Annotated in this window: 14 protein-coding genes, 4 tRNA genes and 1 pseudogene; 6 read left to right on the forward strand and 13 right to left on the reverse strand. The window is 42.7% G+C overall.

Annotation, left to right across the window (positions count from 1 at the left end):
- Positions 1-34 precede the first annotated feature (34 nt).
- The 4 genes from NE535_RS12435 to NE535_RS12450 form a co-directional block, all read right to left on the reverse strand.
- Positions 35-111 (reverse strand) — tRNA-Pro (locus tag NE535_RS12435).
- A gap of 73 nt (positions 112-184) precedes the next feature.
- A tRNA-Pro gene (locus NE535_RS12440) sits at positions 185-261 on the reverse strand.
- Positions 262-310: 49 nt separating this feature from the next.
- Positions 311-386 (reverse strand) — tRNA-His (locus tag NE535_RS12445).
- A gap of 49 nt (positions 387-435) precedes the next feature.
- Positions 436-512, reverse strand: a tRNA-Arg gene (locus tag NE535_RS12450).
- Positions 513-732: 220 nt separating this feature from the next.
- Between NE535_RS12450 and NE535_RS12455 the strand changes: the two genes are divergently transcribed.
- A complete protein-coding gene (locus NE535_RS12455) occupies positions 733-3,354 on the forward strand; it encodes a sensor domain-containing phosphodiesterase (protein WP_261298958.1) in 2,622 nt (873 codons plus the stop codon).
- 429 nt (positions 3,355-3,783) lie between these two features.
- Here NE535_RS12455 and rep read toward each other — a convergent pair whose 3' ends face one another.
- Positions 3,784-5,796, reverse strand: coding sequence for a DNA helicase Rep (gene rep / locus NE535_RS12460; protein ID WP_261298959.1), 2,013 nt, complete (start codon positions 5,794-5,796; stop codon positions 3,784-3,786).
- A gap of 143 nt (positions 5,797-5,939) precedes the next feature.
- Here rep and ubiK point away from each other — a divergent pair, with 143 nt between their 5' ends.
- Positions 5,940-6,188 carry a ubiquinone biosynthesis accessory factor UbiK gene (gene ubiK / locus NE535_RS12465; protein WP_261299028.1) on the forward strand — a complete coding sequence of 83 codons (249 nt, stop codon included), beginning with the start codon at positions 5,940-5,942 and terminating at the stop codon, positions 6,186-6,188.
- Between the two features lie 46 nt (positions 6,189-6,234).
- Here the strand turns inward: ubiK and NE535_RS12470 are convergent, their stop codons facing one another.
- The 7 genes from NE535_RS12470 to ilvC all read right to left on the reverse strand — a co-directional run bounded on the left by NE535_RS12470 (position 6,235) and on the right by ilvC (position 16,271).
- Positions 6,235-6,999 (reverse strand): substrate-binding periplasmic protein, encoded by a 765-nt coding sequence (locus NE535_RS12470; RefSeq protein WP_261298960.1) that lies wholly within the window; start codon positions 6,997-6,999, stop codon positions 6,235-6,237.
- A gap of 271 nt (positions 7,000-7,270) precedes the next feature.
- On the reverse strand, positions 7,271-8,407 hold the full coding sequence (locus NE535_RS12475) for a pyridoxal-phosphate-dependent aminotransferase family protein (protein ID WP_261298961.1): 1,137 nt from the start codon (positions 8,405-8,407) through the stop codon (positions 7,271-7,273).
- 427 nt (positions 8,408-8,834) lie between these two features.
- A complete protein-coding gene (gene ilvA / locus NE535_RS12480) occupies positions 8,835-10,400 on the reverse strand; it encodes a threonine ammonia-lyase, biosynthetic (RefSeq protein WP_261298962.1) in 1,566 nt (521 codons plus the stop codon).
- Position 10,401: 1 nt separating this feature from the next.
- A complete protein-coding gene (gene ilvD / locus NE535_RS12485) occupies positions 10,402-12,261 on the reverse strand; it encodes a dihydroxy-acid dehydratase (RefSeq protein ID WP_261298963.1) in 1,860 nt (619 codons plus the stop codon).
- 71 nt (positions 12,262-12,332) lie between these two features.
- Positions 12,333-12,590, reverse strand: a complete 258-nt coding sequence (gene ilvM / locus NE535_RS12490; protein ID WP_261299029.1) for an acetolactate synthase 2 small subunit — start codon at positions 12,588-12,590, stop codon at positions 12,333-12,335.
- The gene (ilvG, locus tag NE535_RS12495; RefSeq protein WP_261298964.1) at positions 12,590-14,275 is read right to left on the reverse strand and encodes an acetolactate synthase 2 catalytic subunit; all 1,686 of its coding nucleotides are present in this window, start codon (positions 14,273-14,275) and stop codon (positions 12,590-12,592) included. Before ilvG ends, ilvM begins: the two co-directional genes overlap by 1 nt.
- 514 nt (positions 14,276-14,789) lie before the next feature.
- Positions 14,790-16,271 (reverse strand): ketol-acid reductoisomerase, encoded by a 1,482-nt coding sequence (gene ilvC, locus NE535_RS12500; RefSeq protein ID WP_261298965.1) that lies wholly within the window; start codon positions 16,269-16,271, stop codon positions 14,790-14,792.
- A 195-nt stretch (positions 16,272-16,466) separates the two neighbouring features.
- Here ilvC and ilvY point away from each other — a divergent pair, with 195 nt between their 5' ends.
- Complete coding sequence (ilvY, locus tag NE535_RS12505) at positions 16,467-17,339, forward strand: HTH-type transcriptional activator IlvY (RefSeq protein WP_261298966.1); 873 nt, start codon at positions 16,467-16,469, stop codon at positions 17,337-17,339.
- On the opposite strand, the pseudogene NE535_RS12510 reads toward ilvY, so the two are convergent.
- A pseudogene (locus tag NE535_RS12510) lies at positions 17,336-17,578 on the reverse strand (transporter associated domain-containing protein); the annotation flags it as partial. The gene ilvY and the pseudogene NE535_RS12510 overlap by 4 nt on opposite strands.
- A gap of 547 nt (positions 17,579-18,125) precedes the next feature.
- On the opposite strand from NE535_RS12510, the gene NE535_RS12515 reads away from it, so the two are divergent.
- The 3 genes from NE535_RS12515 to NE535_RS12525 all read left to right on the forward strand — a co-directional run bounded on the left by NE535_RS12515 (position 18,126) and on the right by NE535_RS12525 (position 21,598).
- The gene (locus tag NE535_RS12515; protein ID WP_261298967.1) at positions 18,126-19,649 is read left to right on the forward strand and encodes a YifB family Mg chelatase-like AAA ATPase; all 1,524 of its coding nucleotides are present in this window, start codon (positions 18,126-18,128) and stop codon (positions 19,647-19,649) included.
- Between the two features lie 74 nt (positions 19,650-19,723).
- Positions 19,724-20,659, forward strand: coding sequence for an acyltransferase (locus NE535_RS12520; RefSeq protein ID WP_261298968.1), 936 nt, complete (start codon positions 19,724-19,726; stop codon positions 20,657-20,659).
- Positions 20,660-20,665: 6 nt separating this feature from the next.
- The gene (locus NE535_RS12525; RefSeq protein WP_261298969.1) at positions 20,666-21,598 is read left to right on the forward strand and encodes an acyltransferase; all 933 of its coding nucleotides are present in this window, start codon (positions 20,666-20,668) and stop codon (positions 21,596-21,598) included.
- Positions 21,599-21,666 lie beyond the last annotated feature (68 nt).

The raw sequence follows: 21,666 nt of genomic DNA on the forward strand, positions 1-21,666 counted from the left end.
AAAGCCACTCATAAGAGTGGCTTTTTGCTTAATGTGGTCGGTGATAGAGGATTCGAACCTCTGACCCTCTCGTCCCAAACGAGATGCGCTACCGGGCTGCGCTAATCACCGAAGTTTTTACTTGCTGACAAGTTTAATATTTGTTTAACCTCTCAGGATAAACACGCTATTAAAAGCGTAAATGTGGTCGGTGATAGAGGATTCGAACCTCTGACCCTCTCGTCCCAAACGAGATGCGCTACCGGGCTGCGCTAATCACCGAATATTGATATTTAACATATTACGTTATCAATAACGCTTTTAGATTGAATGGGGTGACTGATGGGGCTCGAACCCACGACAACCGGAATCACAATCCGGGACTCTACCAACTGAGCTACAATCACCACTGACTTTCAATCTTACCAACCAAATCCGAAAAGCATAGATACCGAATGGTGCGCCCAGAAGGATTCGAACCTTCGGCCTTACCCTCCGGAGGGGTACGCTCTATCCAGCTGAGCTATGGGCGCTCGCCTTGGTTAGCGACGCATATAGTAGGGATAAATTACCTCTACGTCTAGTGATGATTCACTTTTTTTATCTGAGTGATTAAGTTTTGACTAATCAGCGCGATTTATCTCCATATTACGTCAAATTATATTACTTGGATCACATTTTAAATTGTGTTAAATATACATGTTAGCTTTGAACATTTCTGAGTATTGTTAATAGGATAGTGTGGCTGCAGGTATGGATAAGGAAGTTAATAGCCCCAAGTTACCTACTGACGTTGATTCTCTTCAGCGTCGAATTGCTCGACTAAAGCGTTTAGCTAAAAAATATAAGCGCGCTGAAATCGTGCAAAACGCACTATTAGGCATATCTAATATAGCTAATAATGTAAACAGTTTAGACGATTTCTACACAGGTGTTCATCAACACTTGCAGCGCCTCATTCCCGCAGATAACTTTTTCATCGCCGCACAAAACCCTAAAACTGGGTTGATTAGCCTGCCTTTTTTTGCCGATGAAAAAGACTCTCATCCCAGCGAACTCTATCCAGACGAAGAAATTTCTGAAATTTTAAATCGCGGTATTACCGGTTATGTGCTTAGACAAGGGCAGCCGTTATTATGCAATGAAGATGAGTTTTGTAAACTGATTGCGCAAGGTAAAATTCAAGGGCTAGGCTCTCCATGTCATCAATGGTTAGGTGTGCCGATTAAAAACGGAGAGGTTGTAAACGGTGTTTTAGTCGTCCAAAGTTATAACACTGAAATTAACTATGGTGAGCTTGAACTTGAATTAATGGGCTTTATTAGTCAACATATTTCAGGTGTCATGGAGCGATTGCTTCATAATGAACAACTTGAAATAGCCATTGAAGAACGCACTCGAGAATTAAGCCAGGCATACAACAGCCTAAAATCAGAAGTAAAAGAGCGCGTTAAAGCAGAAAACCTGCAAAAATCTTTATTTCAAATCGCAGATCTTTCTTCATCTAAACTTGCCCAAAAAGATTTCTATACCCGAATTCATGAAATCATTAGCCAGTTATTACCCGCTGAAAACTGTTTTATCTCATTAATTGATAACAATATGTTGTCTTTTCCTTTTTATGTTTCGCAGCTAGACAATGACTACCCCTCAACGCGTCCGGTACAAGATGGTTTAACCGAGTATATTTTACAGCACAAGCAGCCAAGATTGCTCAGTAATACCGACATAAAGAAACTAGTAGAGTTTGGTGATATCTATGCCAAATCACCTGAATTAAACCGTACCGAGCATATGCATCAATGGATAGGTGTGCCCTTAATTATTAATGAACACGTTGTTGGCGCACTGACTATTTACAGTTTAGATGCCAAACAAAACTATCAAATTAAAGACCTTGAACTGCTGACATTTGTATCACAACACATTGCCAATGCGATTGAACGCAAACATGCGGTTGAGTCATTAAAGCGCAGTCATGAATTGCTAGAAGATAAAGTGTCTACCCGTACTCAAGCCCTGGCTCAAGTCAATCGCAACTTACAAACAGAAATAAATCAACGTCGCAAAATTGAAGCTCAGTTGGTACATGATGCACAACATGACGGATTAACCGGACTGCCAAACCGTAATTTCTTAATGGACAGATTATCGCAAGCGTTAAAGCACGTCAGACGCCACGGATTAGATCAATTCGCCCTACTCTTCATCGATTTAGATCGCTTCAAAGTGATTAACGATACCTTCGGCCATCTTGAAGGCGATCGCTTTTTAATTGAAACCGCTAAACGTCTAAAAAGCTGTATTCGTGAAAACGATACTCTGGCCAGAATGGGCGGAGATGAATTTGTTATTTTACTTGATTCAATTCGCGGCACTCAAGATGCGATAGAAGTCAGCGAGCGCATTTTGCATCAAGTCAGTCAAGCTTATTCATTGTCAAATAAAGACTTTCTGTCTGGCGCCAGTATTGGCATCGCTTTTAGTCGCAACGATAAATTAGAAACCAGTGAGTCGATTTTACGTGATGCTGACAGAGCCATGTACCAAGCGAAATCAAATGGTAAGGGTTGTTATGTTATTTTTGACAGTGAATTAAGCTACCAGTCTGAGCAGCGCAATGATTTGGATGAGCAACTCACCCTAGCGCTCAGCCAAAACCTTATTCAGGTGAGTTATCGCCCAATTTATGATTTAGTACAAAAAACCATTATTGCAATAGAGCCACAAGCTCAGTGGCAGCATGAAAAGCATGGCTTTTGGGATCATAATAAACTGCTCCAACTGACATCAAATGCACAATTATCTTTAATTTTTGACGGCTATATTTTTCAACAATTAAACAAAGATTATCCGGCATTAAAACAGCAATATGGTGCTGTAACTCAACTTTATATGTCGATATCAAGCCAGCATGTGAACCATAAATATGCCTTGCGTGGTCTCAAAAACACGCTAAAAAGTAGCAAAATTGATTTATCAAAACTGACGGTTTTCTTCAACGAAAAATCATTAGTTAAAGACACCGAGAATCATCTTAATGCCTTTGAAATCCTCAAGCAGTTGGGCACAAATATCGGTCTAGATCATTTCGGAACCGGTTATAGCTCATTAAGTAGCTTGAGTTTTTTACCCATCAGCACCTTAATGCTTGATCAGGAAATCAGTAAACATTTGCTTAATGACAATCAATTGAAATTAGTCAAAGCTTACCGATTATCAGCAGAAGCATTGGGCATCAACATGGTTGCCACCGGCGTTGATACCTTGCAACAAAAACTACAATTTATTGAATTGGGTTATAAGGTGGGTAAAGGAAGAACATTGGAAAAAAAAACAGTAAACATAGCTAACGTTATGAATTCATGTGCTTAAAAAGCATTCATCGTCAAGAGTCTCATGTCCAAGATAGCCCTGAGTATTTTGCCCCTTGTTACTAGGGCCTGTTGATCTTTGCTGGTTTAATTTTGTTCGAGTTAAAAACGTTTTAATTGAGGCGAATGGATTGATGCCTAGTCATCTAAGCACTCTTTGTTCTCAAAAAGTTCATTCAACAAAGAGTAAAACGTTTTTAGCCGAACCCTTCGGGCAGCGTTTGTTGGTCATTTGTACTGCGTTATCGACTTCTTATGTAGAATAACTACACCACAAAGTCTCTGCCTTGTACAAATGACCAACAATTCGCTGCAAAAACAACCTTGAAAGATCAACAGGCCCTAATAGCGTGTTCTTCAAATAAGACTTCACATTATGTGGCATAACGCGAACTTCACTCGTCTTATTGCCACATCAAAAATAACTTCACTACTTTTTAAACATATCCCTAAGGTTAGCAATATTACTTTTACCGGTTGCCATTCTTTGTTGCTCAGTTTGTTGTGGTTTACGATTTTCCCAAATTAAATCGTCTTGAGGCAACTCCATCAAAAACCGACTTGGTTCGCAGCGCATGGTTTCCCCAAATTGACGTCGTTCGCGACAAATAACAAACCATAATTCACGTTGAGCTCGGGTAATTCCCACATATGCGAGTCGTCGCTCTTCGTCAACATTATCTTCATCGATACTGGATTGATGAGGCAATATACGTTCTTCAACGCCTACCATAAATACAAATGGAAACTCGAGCCCTTTGGAGGCATGCAAGGTCATTAGCTGTACTTGATCGCCACCCTCATCTTCACTGTTACGCTCCATCATGTCACGCAGGGTTAAGCGAGTCACGACTTCCGGTAACGTCATTGGCTCATCAAGCTCGTCACCTTCGAGCATTTCAGTCACCCAGCGATACAGTTCTGAAATGTTTTTCATGCGCATTTCAGCAGCTTTGGCGCTGGTACTGGTCTCGTATAGGTAATCTTCATAATTAATACTGCGGATCAGTTTTTTAATCGCATCAACCGATTCCCCTCGCTTAGCAATTTCGCCAGTATCAACGATAAACTGACCAAATTGGTACAGCGATTTAACGGCAGCTGGCGCTAGCTCGTGGTTTAGACCAGCATCAAAAATCGCTTCAAACATTGAAATATGTTTTTGATTCGCAAAGTTACCCAATCGCTCTAACGTTGCCGGACCAATCCCACGCTTGGGTAAATTAACCACTCTTAAAAATGCATTATCATCATCAGGATTTACCACTAAACGCAGATAAGCCATGATGTCTTTAATTTCAGCACGGGCGAAAAATGACGTACCACCACTGAGTTTATAAGGAATACGGTTTGTCATTAGGGCACGTTCAAGTAATCGCGACTGATGATTACCCCGATACAAAATTGCATACTGCCCAAACTGAGTACGGCCAACAAATTTATGACGGATTATTTCAGCCACCACACGCTCAGCTTCCTGCTCTTCATTGGCGGCAATTAATATTCTTAAAGGCTCGCCATAGGCTAACTCACTAAACAGGGCTTTTTCATACACGTGAGGGTTATTGGCAATCAGAATATTGGCCGCACGCAAAATCCGTTGGCTGGAGCGATAATTTTGCTCTAATTTAATCAATTTCAGCTTAGGGAAATCGGTACCCAGCAATACTAAATTTTGCGGTTTGGCACCGCGCCATGAGTAAATAGACTGGTCGTCATCTCCTACCACGGTAAATCTTGCTCGCTCACCGACCAGCAATTTAACCAACTCATATTGACTGGTGTTGGTATCTTGATATTCGTCCACCAGCAAATATTGAATCCGCGTCTGCCAGCGGGTACGAACTTCTTCATTCATGCGTAACAACAAAGTGGGGATCAAAATTAAATCATCAAAGTCGAGCGCGTTATAAGCTTTCATATGCTGGGCATAACGTTGATACAACATAGCAAAAAGCTGGCCCTGCTCATCTTTCACCATTTTGCGTGCTTGCTGAGGGATAACCAAGCCGCCTTTCCAATTTGAAATGGCTGACGCTAATGCCTTAATTAAATCTTTATCTTCGTCTAATTCGTCCTGAGTTAATTCTTTTAATAACGCAAACGTATCCTGGTCATCAAATAATGAAAAACCAGCTTTAAGCCCCAATACTTTATGCTCACGTTTAATAATTTCTAAACCTAAGGTATGGAAGGTGGATATCCATAAACCACGGGCTTCTTTTCTGCCCATAGATTGTGCCACACGCTCTTTCATTTCACGTGCGGCTTTATTGGTAAAGGTGACAGCGGCAATATTGCGGGCTTTATAACCGCATTTTTCAACGAGGTAGGCTATTTTATTAATGATAACTCGCGTTTTTCCACTACCTGCACCTGCTAATACCAAGCAAGGGCCGGAGACATAATGCACTGCATCATTTTGTCCTGGATTGAGTTTCATTTTAATTGCATTCCCACTATTCAACACGAAGGCGGATCATAGCAGATGGCAACTTGGTAGAGTTAACAATTTTGTCGTCAGATTTTGCGACTAAGGTATCGCTGAGCTACAATGGCAGCAATATTGGTGTAGGAAGACAAATGATGATTAATCCAAAGAAAATTGAAGAAGTCGCCAAACAGCTGAGCGAAAACTTACCTAGCGGCGTTAAACAATTTGCCGCAGAGTTTGAAGAACGCAGTAAACAAGTTTTACAAAGCCAGTTAATGAAGTTAGATGTTGTCTCTCGCGAAGAATTTGAAGTACAGCAACACGTGTTATTAAAAACTCGAGAAAAACTAGAAGCGCTTCAAGCTCAAGTCAACGAATTAGAAAAGCGCTTAGCTGATTAGTCAGCGATAACCGCACACAAATAAAGCCTCAACATGAGGCTTTATTTTATTGAGCAGAACCGACATATTTTTGCTCAAGCTGTCGATAAACGCCGTTATTACGAATATTCTTTAACCCTTGGTTAAAGGTATTTCTTAATGCTTTATCATGAAAACTGACAAAATACTCTGATGCAGGAAAAATCATGTGGTAGTGCAGATTCTCACTGACATCCACCTCTCTAGCGATCAATGTATTTAAGTATTGAAATACGTACTTATCAGCAATCACCACATCTACCCTTTTTAGATAAAGCATTTTATTTTGCTTTTGTTGCGGTGACACCTCTAAATAGGACAAATTAGAATCAGCCATTTGATGGAATACATCCCCCAACACATTCTTCGCATTTAAAAACGCGACCACGCCAAATTCAGACAAATCATTGATATCTTTTATTCTTAAATTATTTTTAGCCAAACTAATAGCAACATTTTGATAGCTGATGTAATTATCAGAGAAAAAGCCACTGACACCTGAATGCTGATTAACGGTAATAATGGCATCGACTTTATGTTGTTCAAAGTGCAACATTTGCCGATTACGTGATGAGAATTGAAAATGCACCTCAATCCCCTGATCAGCTAATGCTAAACGAATAATGTCTAACTCAAGACCTGAACGCTCATCTTGTAAAATATAGGGGGGACGGGAATCTGCAGAGGCTATTTTGATGACTTTTTTATGCCCTGACAAAACTGCATTTTCAGCATAAACAAACTGACCAAAACATAATGCAGGCAACAGTAATGCAATCAAGCGTGTGCTCAATTGATGAGCCTTGTACCAAGACCTTCGCATAGACGAATATTTACCTTAATAGCTATACCTAACAGAATTATTTTATTAGGGCTGAATCATTCAATGACCGCCTAACGTGTCACCATTAAGGCGCTGAACCAACAAAGCATTTCATTCGGTTGCAGACATTAAGCATAGCGGTTACCCATAAAAAAAATCAAATAACAAACCGTTAATAGGCAAACAGGCAAACAGGCACCTTGTAGGTACCTGTTTCAAAAAGCCGATTCGTCACTATTAATTAACGCATTACATCTTCCAGTGCTTTAAGACACAAAGCGACATTTTCTCTCCTTGCGCCAAAGCCCATAAGCCCAATACGCCATGCTTTACCGGCTAATGCCCCTAAACCAGCACCAATCTCAAGATTGTATTGTTCTAATAGTTGCTTACGCACTAAAGCATCATCTATGCCTTCTGGAATATAAACGGCATTAAGTTGCGGTAAACGATAAGCTTCATCTACCACAAACCTTAGCCCAAGCTGCGTTAAACCATCACGCAACAGCACGTGCATATTATGATGACGCGCCCAGGCATTTTCTAAGCCTTCATTGGCTAACACTCTAAATGATTCATGCAATGCATATAGTGCATTCACCGGGGCGGTGTGGTGATAACTGCGCTTACCACCAGCGGCATTACCCCAATATCCCATCACTAACGTTTGATCTAAAAACCAGCTTTGTACAGGTGTTTGGCGGCTCTTTAGTTTGGCAACCGCTTTGTCTGAAAACGACACAGGTGACAATCCCGGCACACAAGACAAACACTTTTGGCTACCGGAATAAATAGCATCAATTCCCCATTCATCAACCCGTAATTCAACACCACCGAGCGAAGTAACGGCATCTACAATGGTCAGACAATTATGCAATTGCGCCAAAGTACACAAGGTTTGCGCATCAGATAAGGCGCCAGTCGAGGTCTCAGCGTGTACAAATGCTAAAAATTTTGCATCTGGATGCGCCACCAAAGCTTGTTCGACTGCTTGTGGACAAACAGGTTGACCCCATTCGTTATCCACCACAACGGCAACACCACCGACACGCTCAACGTTTTGGCGCATACGCTCGCCAAAAACACCATTGCGGCAAACGATGACCTTTTCCCCTGGCTCAACAAGGTTAACAAAACAGGTTTCCATGCCAGCACTGCCTGGCGCCGAAACAGCTAATGTCATCTCATTTTTAGTCTGAAACGCATATTGAATAAGTTGTTTTAACTCATCCATCATATTCACGAAAAGAGGATCTAGATGGCCAATGGTGGGTTTAGCTTGAGCCGCTAAGACTTCAGGATAAACATCGGACGGCCCTGGGCCCATCAAAATACGACGTGGAGGGTTAAAAGTGGAAATTTGCGGTACGGGCAACATCAATGTCTCCTTAACTGGATATAACTATCTTTAAAATAGTGTGAGTCAAAACTTTACCCTACATAAAAAACACAACTTACCGACGAGTATGTTCTCGTTTTGGCAATAAAATGAGCTGACGTCACCTCAAAAGAAGTGAGTCAGCTAACTTAGCATACTGACAGACTAAATCACGCCAGTATGCAAAAAAATTATGCTACCCTCGACTCAACTGGCACTCTGGAATAAACATATTCAGTTAATATGTCCATTTGTTTTACTACTTGGCTTAGTTTCAACTTAGTTGTTTTAGCTCAGTTTCAACCCAATTTCAGTCCCGTTTTCGCCTTTCAAATTCATCCCAAAATCGCGGCAAACAAATAACACATCAATACCTCGCATTTAGTCAACAGCTAAAGGTGAGCTAACAATGTTATATCACCTTAACTTAAGGTTTATTGGCATTTAAAAACAATTTATAAGCCGGACTTTGGGTTTCTTCTTGATAGACAAAGCCTAAATCCGTTAAAAAGCGCGCAAAAGGAATATCATCGCTTGCCGGCACTTCAAATCCTGCCAACACACGTCCAAATGCTGCACCATGATTACGATAATGAAATAAGCTGATATTCCACTGGCTTTGTAATGTGGTTAAAAACTTCAACAATGCTCCTGGGTGCTCAGGAAACTCAAAGCTGAATAAACGCTCTTCTAACGCTTCAAGTGGATGACCGCCAACCATGTAACGCACATGTAATTTTGCGGTTTCATCTTGAGATAAATCCTGCACTTCAAAGCCTTCAGACTCTAGCTTGGCAATAATGCCTTTAAGTTCAGTTTGGCCACCACTTAAGCGAATACCCGCAAACACCACCGCCATGTCTCGGCTGCTGAATCGGTAGTTAAACTCTGTCATCACCCGTTTTTCAAGTAATTCACAAAAACGTAAAAAGCTACCAGGCTGCTCAGGTACCTTAACGGCCAATACCGCTTCTTTCTGCTCACCTAACTCGCAACGCTCGGACACATAACGCAAGCTATGAAAGTTGACATTGGCACCACTTAAAATGGCCGCCACTTTTAGGGGTTTGTCTGTATCAGATTCGTGCTGAAGCATGTACTTTTTTAGCCCGGCGATTGATAACGCCCCTGCAGGCTCAGCAATTGCTCGGGTATCTTCAAAAATATCTTTTACTGCAGCGCAAATTTCATCTGAGGTAACAGTAATGACATGGTCTACATATTCTCTGGCAAGGCGAAAGGGCTCATTACCAATACGCTTGACAGCCACGCCATCGGCAAATAGTCCAACCTGGCCTAATGTGACAGGTTCGTCTGCTTCTAATGCCGCCTTTAAACATGCTGCATCTTCAGGCTCAACACCAATGATTTTTACCTGCGGCATCACTGCTTTGTAATACGCCGCGATCCCCGCAATCAATCCGCCGCCGCCAACAGGTACAAACACCACTTCTAAGCCACGTTGTTGCTGGAGCATTTCTTGGGCAATCGTGCCTTGCCCAGCAATAACGGCTTCATCATCAAAGGGAGCGATATACACTCTACCTTCTTGTTCAGATAACGCTTTGGCATAATCATTGGCTTGATCAAACGCTTGCCCGTGCAGCACCACTGTGCCGCCAAGTCGTTTTACTGCATCGATCTTAATATCTGGGGTGGTGCTTGGCATGACGATCACAGCATTTATGCCGCGACTTGCCGCCGACATAGCCACGCCTTGAGCATGATTTCCTGCCGAGGCACATACCACGCCAGCATCGCATTGCTTAGGCGTTAACTCAGCAATGCGATTATAGGCGCCACGCAGTTTGAATGAGTGCACAGGCTGCATGTCTTCTCGTTTTAAAAAGACATCGCAACCTAAGCGTGCTGACAGTTTTTTCATGCCAGATAATGGGGTGACCTTGGCAATGTCATAGACTGACGACAGCAAAATCTTCTGTAAATAATAATGGGCCAAATCTAACTGCGTTTGAGATGCCAAGGCTAACATATTACCCCTCCAACTTACTGCGATCGCGCACCGCGCCTTTATCAGCACTGGTGGCTAATAATGCATAGGCTTTCAATGCTAGCGACACATAACGTTCACGTGCAAGGGGTTTCCACGCGAGTACCCCTTTAGCTTCCATCGCCTGACGACGTGTTGCTAAGACGTCATCACTGACGTTCAATTTGATGCTGCGACGTGGAATATCGATAGCAATTTGATCGCCGTTTTCAATTAAAGCGATAGTGCCACCTGATGCCGCCTCAGGCGATATATGGCCAATCGACAGGCCAGATGTGCCACCAGAGAAACGTCCATCGGTGATTAACGCACACTGAGTGCCTAAACCACGAGATTTAAGGTAAGTGGTTGGATACAACATTTCTTGCATACCAGGGCCACCTTTAGGGCCTTCGTAGCGAATCACCACAACATCACCTGCAACCACTTCCCCACCTAAAATACCGCTTACGGCGTCATCTTGGCTTTCGTAAATACGCGCACTACCCACAAACACTAAGTTTGACTCATCCACGCCTGCAGTTTTTACAATACAGCCATTCTCAGCAACATTGCCAGACAACACCGCTAGGCCACCTTCTTGGCTGAAGGCAAATTCACGGCTACGAATACAGCCGTTTTCACGATCGTCGTCAACCGAGTCCCAGCGGCAATCCTGGCTAAACGCTTTTTGGGTTGGAATACCAGCAGGGCCAGCACTAAAGAAGCGTCTGACCTGTGCATCGTCGGTCTGTTTGATGTCATATTTTGCCAATACTGACTTCAAGCCGCCACCATTATCAGCTGCCACATGTGGTACATCGTTGTGAAGTAAGCCGGCACGGTCTAACTCACCTAGAATCCCCATAACGCCACCCGCGCGATGCACATCTTCCATGTGATATTTAGGCGTAGATGGCGCCACCTTACAAAGATGAGGCACTAAGCGCGACATCCGATCAATGTCATCCATGGTGAAATCGATTTCAGCTTCTTGCGCTGCGGCCAATAAATGCAATACGGTGTTTGATGAGCCACCCATGGCGATATCTAATGCGGTGGCGTTTTCAAATGCTTTAAATGATGCAATGTTACGTGGTAGTGCATTTTCATCATCATGCTTGTAATAACGTTCTGCCAGTTTCATAACACGACGACCGGCTTCTAAAAACAGCTCACGGCGATCAGCATGGGTCGCCAACATTGAGCCATTACCAGGTAAGGATAACCCCAAGGCTTCGGTTAGGCAGTTCATTGAGTTTGCGGTAAACATACCAGAGCAAGAGCCACACGTTGGACACGCGCTACGCTCAATTTGTTTGCTGTCTTCATCACTCACGTTGGTATCAGCGCCAGCCACCATTGCGTCAACTAAATCAAGCTTAATGATTTTATCTGACAACTTAGTTTTACCCGCCTCCATTGGGCCCCCCGATACAAATACCACAGGGATATTTAAACGTAATGCCGCCATTAACATGCCGGGAGTAATTTTGTCGCAGTTGGAGATACACACTAATGCATCAGCACAATGGGCATTAACCATATACTCTACGCTGTCGGCGATTAGCTCACGCGATGGTAAGCTATAAAGCATACCGCCATGGCCCATCGCAATACCGTCATCGACCGCAATAGTATTAAATTCTTTGGCGATACCGCCCACTTCTTCTATGGCACTGGCAACCAACGAGCCCATGTCTTTTAAGTGCACATGACCCGGTACAAATTGGGTAAATGAGTTAGCAATCGCGATAATCGGCTTACCAAAATCGGTTTCTTTCACGCCTGTTGCACGCCACAGAGCGCGTGCTCCCGCCATGTTACGGCCTTCGGTACTGGTTGCTGAACGTAATTTTGGCATTGCATCATTCCTTGTTTAATTCATTGCGGCTTAGGATATCTTCAAACTTGTTAACTGGCGCTAACAAAAACCTAAGCGTTGACAGTTTTATCTAATTGCGCGGCAGGTAATACTTTACACTGAGTCACATCAATCAGCTTATCTAATTGGTTACTTAATAATTCGATAGCACGTTCGGCTTCAACCCACAAATTAATAGCCAAGCTACTATCATCTTGGGTATTCATGTGCATTTGCGTCACTTTAAAGCCGCGGTGACGGGTTACCCGTAATACACGCTCTAATACTTCAGGACATTGCTTAACGGTGATTTCAAGGTTATGCATCATCATGTTTGTTTCTCCATTTGGTCCATCATGTCACTGTTACTGGCCCCTGGTGGCACTAACGGCCAAACGTTAAAGGCATCATTAATGACCACATGTAACATAAATGGGCCTGGGGTATTGATCATTTCATCTAATGCTTGTTCCACTTCATCAGCACGCGTAATGGTGCGGCCAGGGATATCAAAAGCGGATGCCATTAACACAAAGTTAGGGTTGTCTGATAAATCGGTTTCACTATAGCGCTCTTCAAAAAACAATTGTTGCCACTGCTTCACCATGCCTAACTTTTGATTATCAACCAGCAAAATTTTAATCGGTAACTTACGGCGCTTAATGGTGGTGAGCTCTTGCACATTCATCATAAAGGATCCATCACCAGAAACGGTGACTACTGTCGCATTGGGTCTGGCGACTTGTGCACCAATTGCCGCAGGAAGACCAAACCCCATAGTACCTAAACCCGCGCTAGACAAATGATCTTCTGGTCGTCTAAACCACATATGTTGTGCAACCCACATTTGATGCTGACCCACATCACAACTGACCACACTGTCTTCTGGTAACTTATTGGCTAAGCGGCGTAACATTGAAGGGGCAAAAATCAATTCACCTGGGTGGTTATAATCCCATTGATATTGACGTGCCATATCTGTGATGTCTTGCAACCAGGGCTGAATATGTACGGCATCGACAACGGCTTCAGCTAACGCAGGTAGTACATAGCGCAGCTCAGCTGCGATGGCAACATCAGGTTGACGCAACTTGCCAAGCTCGGCGGCATCAATATCAAGATGCAACACCTTTGCGTTACTGGCAAAACTGGCTAACCGTCCGGTGACTCGGTCATCAAACCTTGCGCCCACCACCATTAATAAATCACATTCCTGTACCGCTAAGTTAGCCGCCTTACCACCATGCATACCTAACATACCAAGGTAACCCGGTGTGTCATGGGCGATGCTGCCAAGGCCTTTTAACGTCGCGACCGAAGGGATGTTTGTTTGGTTAATAAACTGGCGTAAATGCGCAACAGCACCTGCCATTCCAACACCGCCACCGACATAAAGCATAGGTTTTTTGGCCGCTTTGATAAGCTCCGCTGCGGCAGCAAGATCGCAAGACTGCGCTTGTAGTTCAGCTTCAACCGATTGCAACGGGGTTTTGTATTCAAGCTCCGCAATTTGAATATCTTTTGGAATATCAACCAACACAGGACCCGGTCTGCCAGATGCGGCAATTTCAAAGGCGCGATATAACGTGGGAATAAGCTCATTGATATCGGTAACCATAAAGCTGTGTTTAGTACAGGACAGAGACATCCCAAGCACATCAATTTCCTGAAAAGCATCTGTACCAATCACACTGGTTGAAACCTGGCCGGTGATCGCCACTAAAGGCACAGAGTCGAGCAGCGCATCGGCAAGCGAAGTGATCAAATTCGTCGCGCCAGGCCCTGATGTTGCAAAACAAACGCCGGTTTTACCACTTGCTCTTGCATAGCCTACCGCAGCAAAAGCTGCACCTTGTTCATGGCGACTTAACAGATGCTCAACAGGGCTACCATAAAGGGCATCATAAATCGGCATAATAGCCCCACCTGGGTAACCAAACACTGTGGTTACACCATGTGCGGCTAGTACTTTGATTACGGCGTCTGCGCCTCTCATTTTTTGCCCTACTTCCATAATGTACTCTCTACTTATTAACGCTACTTGATGACAATGTGTATGTTCAGTGAATGTTCAAACGCCTTAAAACAAAAAACCCCCGGTCCTTTCGGAGCGGGGGTTTTTGGAATTTTGTGACCTCTAGGTCAGTCTTTTTGCCAAATGCAGCCCCCGCTGTGATTTAATAATCACTACGGTAATAATCGAAATAATGAGTAGGGCTACTTGGTTAAACATATAAAGACTGAATTCCTAATTTGAGTGTTGAATATCAACTGAGTGATAAGTGATACCATACAAACTTCATCCAACACAAGTAAAAATCGACTTTGTAAAAAAAATTCAGCTTCCCTGCCGAGACAATGCAAACAACAAACTAAAAACTTAGTCCGGAAGATTCCTCTTCCCTTGATGCCTGTCCGACAACTCATTGTTAACTTAACAACCTAAACTGAACAGGTACTCAATCAGTACATATTTACAAAACAAGCCCAACAATTGAAGTGACTACCCTTGTAGCCACTTCAAGGCATTAACTGGCTTCAACAATACTTTTCATATCGGTCATGTAGCCACGCAATTCGGCACCAATATATTCAACATCGGTATTACGGATCGCGTCATTCACTTCAATTAAACGTAAGTTATCAACGCCTGTTGATGCTGATTTTAAACCACCACCTAAAAACTCTGGTGACATGGCATTAACGTAATCACGTAATAATGGTACTGCTGCATGGTTAAATAAGTAACAACCATATTCAGCGGTATCTGAAATTACAATATTCATTTCATACAGACGCTTACGAGCAATTGTATTGGCAATTAACGGCGTTTCATGCAATGACTCATAATAGGCTGATTCTTCAACGATGCCTGAGGCAACCATGGTATCAAAGGCCAGTTCGACGCCCGCCTTGATCATCGCAACTAAGAAGATGCCTTTATCAAAGTAGGTTTGCTCATCGATGTGTTCACCAGAAACGGGTGCATTTTCAAATGCGGTTTCATTAGTTTCAGCACGCCAGCGAAGTAAATTCGCATCATCATTTGCCCAGTCAGCCATCATAGTGCGAGAAAACTCACCACTAATAATGTCGTCCATATGTTTGGCAAATAAAGGCGCTAAAATTTCTTTTAACTCTTCAGCCATATCAAAGGCTTTAATTTTAGCTGGGTTTGATAAACGGTCCATCATGTTGGTGATACCGCCGTGCTTCAGCGCTTCGGTAACGGTTTCCCAACCTTGTTGAATTAATTTAGCTGCGTATCCTGGTTCAACACCATCAGCCACCATTTTCTCGTAACCTAAAATGGCACCTGTTTGCAACATGCCGCATAAAATCGTTTGCTCGCCCATTAAGTCAGACTTAACTTCAGCAATAAACGATGACAACAATACGCCAGCTCTGTCACCACCAGTGGCACTAGCATAGGCTTTAGCGATATCTAAACCATCACCATTTGGATCATTTTCTGGGTGGACCGCAATCAAGGTTGGTACACCAAAACCACGTTTGTATTCTTCACGTACCTCAGTACCCGGACACTTAGGTGCCACCATAACTACCGTAATGTCTGAACGCACTTGCATGCCTTCTTCAACGATATTAAAGCCATGTGAATATGAAAGCGTTGAACCTTGCTTCATTAATGGCATAACCGTATTAACAACGTTAGTGTGTTGCTTATCTGGCGTTAGGTTTAATACCAAATCGGCTGCAGGAATAAGCTCTTCAAAGGTACCAACGGTGAAACCATTATCAGTCGCTTTTTTCCAAGAGGCACGTTTTTCAGCAATGGCTTCAGGGCGTAAAGCAAAAGAAATATTTAGACCCGAATCGCGCATGTTTAAGCCTTGGTTCAGACCTTGTGCACCACAGCCTAAAATAACAATGTTCCAATCTTTAATATAATTGCAGCCGTCTAAGAATTCGCTGCGGTCCATAAAGCGACACTGTGCTAATTGAGATAATTGCTGACGTAAATTCAGAGAGTTAAAATAGTTAGCCATCTGATACCACCTATAAAATTCATTAATTTGAGACGCAACATTCTGGCAAGTAAACTTATCGGAAGTTGTGATTGAGTTCACTATAGCGCAAGCATATGATTGCTTAAAATGATATATTTAGCATTTGTAATTGCAATAAATGAAATGATATAGTTTGCGATATAAAACATCAGCAACAGTGTGTCATGGGGCATTATGGATATTCGATCACTTAAGCTTTACTTGCATTTATGCGACAGTTTGCACTTTGCCAAAACGGCCGAGCAAACCCACGTCAGCCCATCAACACTTAGCCGAGCCATGCAAAGATTAGAAGAGGAAGTGGGCTGTAAATTGCTTGAGCGAGACAATCGCAGCGTCAGCTTAACCCATGCCGGTATTGAGTTTAAACGTTTTGCCGAACAAACCTTATCTGAGTGGGCACAGCTGAAACAACGCATCGACCCACAACAAAATGTCTTACGCGGTCGATTGAATATTTTCTGTTCTGTTACCGCTGCCTATAGCCATTTACCTCCATTACTAGAACGCTTTAGGCGTGAGCATCCCCATGTAGAAATCAATTTAACCACAGGTGATCCTGCCAATGCGATTAATGAAATTCAGCAAAATAAAGCTGACGTTGCCATTTTAGCTATGCCCGAAAGTTTAGCGCCAAGTATTCATTTCAGTAAAATTGACTCAGTGCCGCTATCTATCATCGCGCCAACCATGCCATGCCAAGTCCAGCAGATGGTGTCGCAAGCTGAAATAGAATGGGATAAATTGCCGTTTATTGTACCTGATCATGGTCCTGGGCGACGTCGTATTGATAATTGGTTTAAGCAGATGGGTTTAAAACCTAATATTTATGCGCAAGTCGCAGGACAGGAGGCTATCGCCTCCATGGTAGCCTTAGGTTGCGGGGTAGGTATTAGCCCTGATGTTGTGATTCAAAATAGTCCCGTGCGAGGACGCATTCAAATGGTCGCTTCACCGGTAGAGATACCTGGATTTGAACTAGGCTGTTGTTGCAAAGATAAACGCACTGACGATCCCATCATCAATGCGTTTTTACAGGTCATTTAAAGCGAATCTATTTTAGTAACCAATAATTGGTCGACTTTGTACGAATCAATGTCGACCACTTCAAACTTATATCCCGCAAAATTAACGAAGTCGGTACGCTTAGGGATCTTCCTTAGCATATACATCATAAAACCCGCGATGGTTTCATAATTCTGGCTTTGGGGAAACGCCTCAATATTAAACGCTCGCATCACATCAGTGATCGGTGTAACACCGTCGACTAACCACGAGCTATCATTATCAAAAAATTGTCTACAAAACCCATTGCTACCTCTGCCTACCTAGTTACAGGCGGTGTTATACCCATTCAAATCATTCACTGAGTCATTTAGCCGTTTCTGCACTGTTGACTCCACTGAAAATATTGCCAACAAAGTCGTTAGGTTGTCTTTGCGGGCTTAGGCTTGTTATGCACCATTTATTCAGTTACTTAGCCTACCAACGAACTGAATCTATCATTACTCTACTGATGTTTCTTAAACCGGACACAGAAAGGCACTTATTTGGCTAAACTGCCAATACATTAGATCGAATGCATGACATGACTTTCAATGTTATTCCATGGCAGCCAACAGAAAATAGCGCTAACCGAAAAAATGAATAACTCGTATCACTTAATTCATAAACTCAGTGCATTTAAATCCAAATAAAGGGGCTGCCAAGATCGGCGTATGTTACTAAAAGAATTATCAACAAAATAGTCTACACTTAATGAATATTGATGTTCTGTTGAGTTATCACAATTAATCCATGGAAGTAGGATTAATCACCGCAAAGGATTTGTTTATGGCAATTGCCTGTGTCAATACTCGCGCCAGTTGTGGCGTTGATGCCCCTATCGTCACTGTTGAGGTGCATTTAAGTAATGGTTTACCTGCATTTAATTTAGTCGGTTTGCCAGAAACCTCGGTTAAAGAAGCAAAAGAGCGCGTGCGCAGTGCGTTGATTAATGCCGGTTTTGAAGTGCCTCAACGAAGAATAACCGTTAATTTGGCTCCCGCTGACTTACCTAAGCAAGGTGGCCGTTATGATTTGCCCATCGCAATCGGTATTTTAGCCGCATCTGGGCAAATTCCCACTAAACATCTGGCGCAATATGAGTTTATTGGCGAACTGGCTCTATCAGGGCAGGTGAGACCCTGTAGCGGTATTTTACCCGCAATTATTGCAGCGAAAAATCAATACCATCATTTGTTTATGCCACTGGATAATCGTTATGAAGCTGATCTAGTGGGATATGAACAGTGTTACTTTGTCGCCCACTTACAACATTTAGCCGCCTTTATGCATGGACAGTCACAGCTGCCAAAGCTCGATAATTTGCCACAATGGATTGATGATGCCCCAACAGATGAGAGTTACCTGTGCATGAGCGAAGTGATTGGACAACACCAAGCTAAACACGCACTAGAAATTGCTGCCGCAGGCGGTCATAACATGTTGATGTTAGGCCCTCCCGGCACGGGGAAATCCATGTTAGCCAATCGCATCATCCCGCTAATGCCCAAGCTCAGCTATGAAGAAGCTATTGAGGTTGCCGCCATTCATTCAGTGGCAGCCTTGCCAATAAAACCTGCCAATTTTCTGAATCGCCCCTTTCGTGCACCGCATCATACTTGCTCATCAATATCATTAGTCGGTGGTGGCGCTCACCCCAAACCTGGTGAAATATCGCTCGCCCATCGTGGTATTTTATTTCTTGATGAAATCGCAGAGTTTCCACGCAAAGTATTAGATTGTTTACGGGAACCTATGGAAAGTGGTGAAGTGATTATATCGCGCGCAGCCGCCAAATTGACATTTTCAAGCCGGTTTCAATTAATTGCGGCGATGAACCCTAGCCCTTGTGGTGATACTGAACACGCCCGAGCTACACCTGATCAAATACAACGGTATTTATCACGATTATCCGGTCCATTTTTAGACAGATTCGACTTAACCATTGATGTTCCCAAATTACCGGCTGGTTCACTGACTCAACCCCAAACACATTCTGAAACCAGTGCCAGTATTGCTGAGCGAGTAAAACAGGCCAGACAGACACAACTGGGCAGATGCGGGATCCTGAATAGTGAACTGAGCCCTAAATTACTCAACCAACATAGCGGGATCAGCCCACAAGATTTAGCCTTTTTAGAGCAAAGCGTAGTTAAGTTAGGGTTATCTGTCCGCAGCTTTCATCGTATTCAACGGGTTGCCAGAACTATCGCCGACTTACAGGGAAGCCAACACACCGAAAGAAGCCATATCGCCCAAGCATTGGGTTACCGCGCAATGGATCGATTATTGGCCAGTTTAAGCAGGCAATAGCAAAATAAAATCGCTACTGATTGAGCTAAACCTGTACAACGAGTAACATAGGCCTCCATTTGCAGGAGGGATAAATGTCGTTGTTTTCACAATTGAAAGGCTCGTTAGCTTTTTTATGCTACCTATTGAATACGCTATTTTGGGCTATTCCCATTTTGTTTTTTGGGATAATAAAACTTATCCCACTGAAAATAATAGACAAAATCTGCAGTTATATTACGGACAACTGCGCCTCGGCCTGGATTTATGGCAACACGCTTACCGAAAAAATCCTCCATCCAGTAACATTTGAAATTACAGGTGACACCAATTTTGACCGTAAACAATGGTATATGGTGATTGCCAATCATCAATCATGGGTCGATATTTTGGTATTGCAGCGTATATTAAATGGCAAAATCCCCTTTTTGAAATTTTTTCTAAAACAAGAATTATTATATGTACCCGTACTCGGATTAGTCTGGTGGGCGCTTGATTTTCCGTTTATGCGCCGTTTTAGCAATGCACAGTTAAAGAAGAACCCGAAACTGAAAGGTAAAGATATTGAGATCACGCGTAAAGCATGTGAAAAATTCAAAACTAAGCCAGTAAGTGTGATGAATTTTGTTGAAGGAACACGCTTCAGCCAAAGTAAACATGACAAGCAAAGCTCGCCTTTTCAACATTTATTAAAACCTAAAGCAGGCGGCATGGCCTTCGCATTATCAGCCATGGGTGAACACATTAATAAGCTGGTCAACGTCACCATTTACTACCCTGAAAAAGTGCCTTCGTTCTGGGAGTATCTCTGTGGACAAACAACTCACATTAAAGTAGATATAAAAATAACTGATATTCCGCCAACTATGCGCGGTGATTATATTAATGATCGTCAGTTTAAAATTGATTTTCAAGAGCAATTAAATCAATTTTGGCTCAATAAAGATAAACAGTTACAACAATATTATTCCAGTCATAGTGCCAAGGAAAGCCTCAGCACTAAGAGCTGCAAGCCTGAAAAAGAGGTATAAGCTTCAATGTTATCGTTTTTACCCGGCCCAGTTTTATATTTAATTAGCCTGACATTGCTGATTATCAATACCGCACTTTGGGGCTCGTTAATTAGTATTGGTGGCATTATTAAATTATTGCTACCGATTAAAGCAATTCGCTTGGGGCTATCGCACCTAATGAATCGTTTTATGTGGTGTTGGGCACTGTGTAATGGCGGTATTCTTGCCATTATCTCTAATATTGAATGGGATGTTGAAGGACTTGAACAACTTGACAAAAATGGTTGGTATTTACTTATCAGCAACCATTTAAGTGGTTTTGATATTGCAGCACAGACTTATTTACTGCGAAACCATATTCCCATGCTGAAGTTTTTTCTGAAGCAAGAGTTAATGTATGTGCCAATTATGGGATTAGGCTGCTGGGCCTTAGATATGCCGTTCATGCACCGTACCAGCGCAGCTAAATTGCGTAAAAACCCTAAACTCAAAGGCAAAGATTTAGCCACAACGCGCAAAGCTTGTGCTCGTTTCAAACATTTACCCACCTCGATCATTAACTATGTGGAAGGTAGTCGATTTACTTCAGAAAAACATCAACGTCAACAGTCTCCATACAAGCATTTATTGCGCGCCAAAGCCGGTGGCATAGCCTTCACGTTATCGGCAATGGGTGAACAATTCACCAATCTATTGAACATCACTTTAGTCTATCCTGACTCAAAGCCCGATGAAGATATTCTATATGGTGTAATGAATGGCAGAGTGAAAAAAGTGGTCATGAAGGTGGAAGTGATGCCTGTTCCTGAAGTCGATTCTGATGCCTATTTTTCTCAAGCGGAGTACCGAGCGGAATTCCAACGTTGGTTGAACGACTTATGGCTTAAAAAAGACGATCAAATCGAAGCGATTATGCAGCAATACGGCAATAATCATCTGCAAAATAAACAACAATAACCTCATATTACATATTCATTAGAGTTGACTATAATGACGTGTCAGGGGGAATAGCTAAAATATAAAGC

Origin of the sequence: Shewanella holmiensis (assembly GCF_025370255.1) — a bacterium.
GTDB lineage: Bacteria > Pseudomonadota > Gammaproteobacteria > Enterobacterales > Shewanellaceae > Shewanella > Shewanella holmiensis.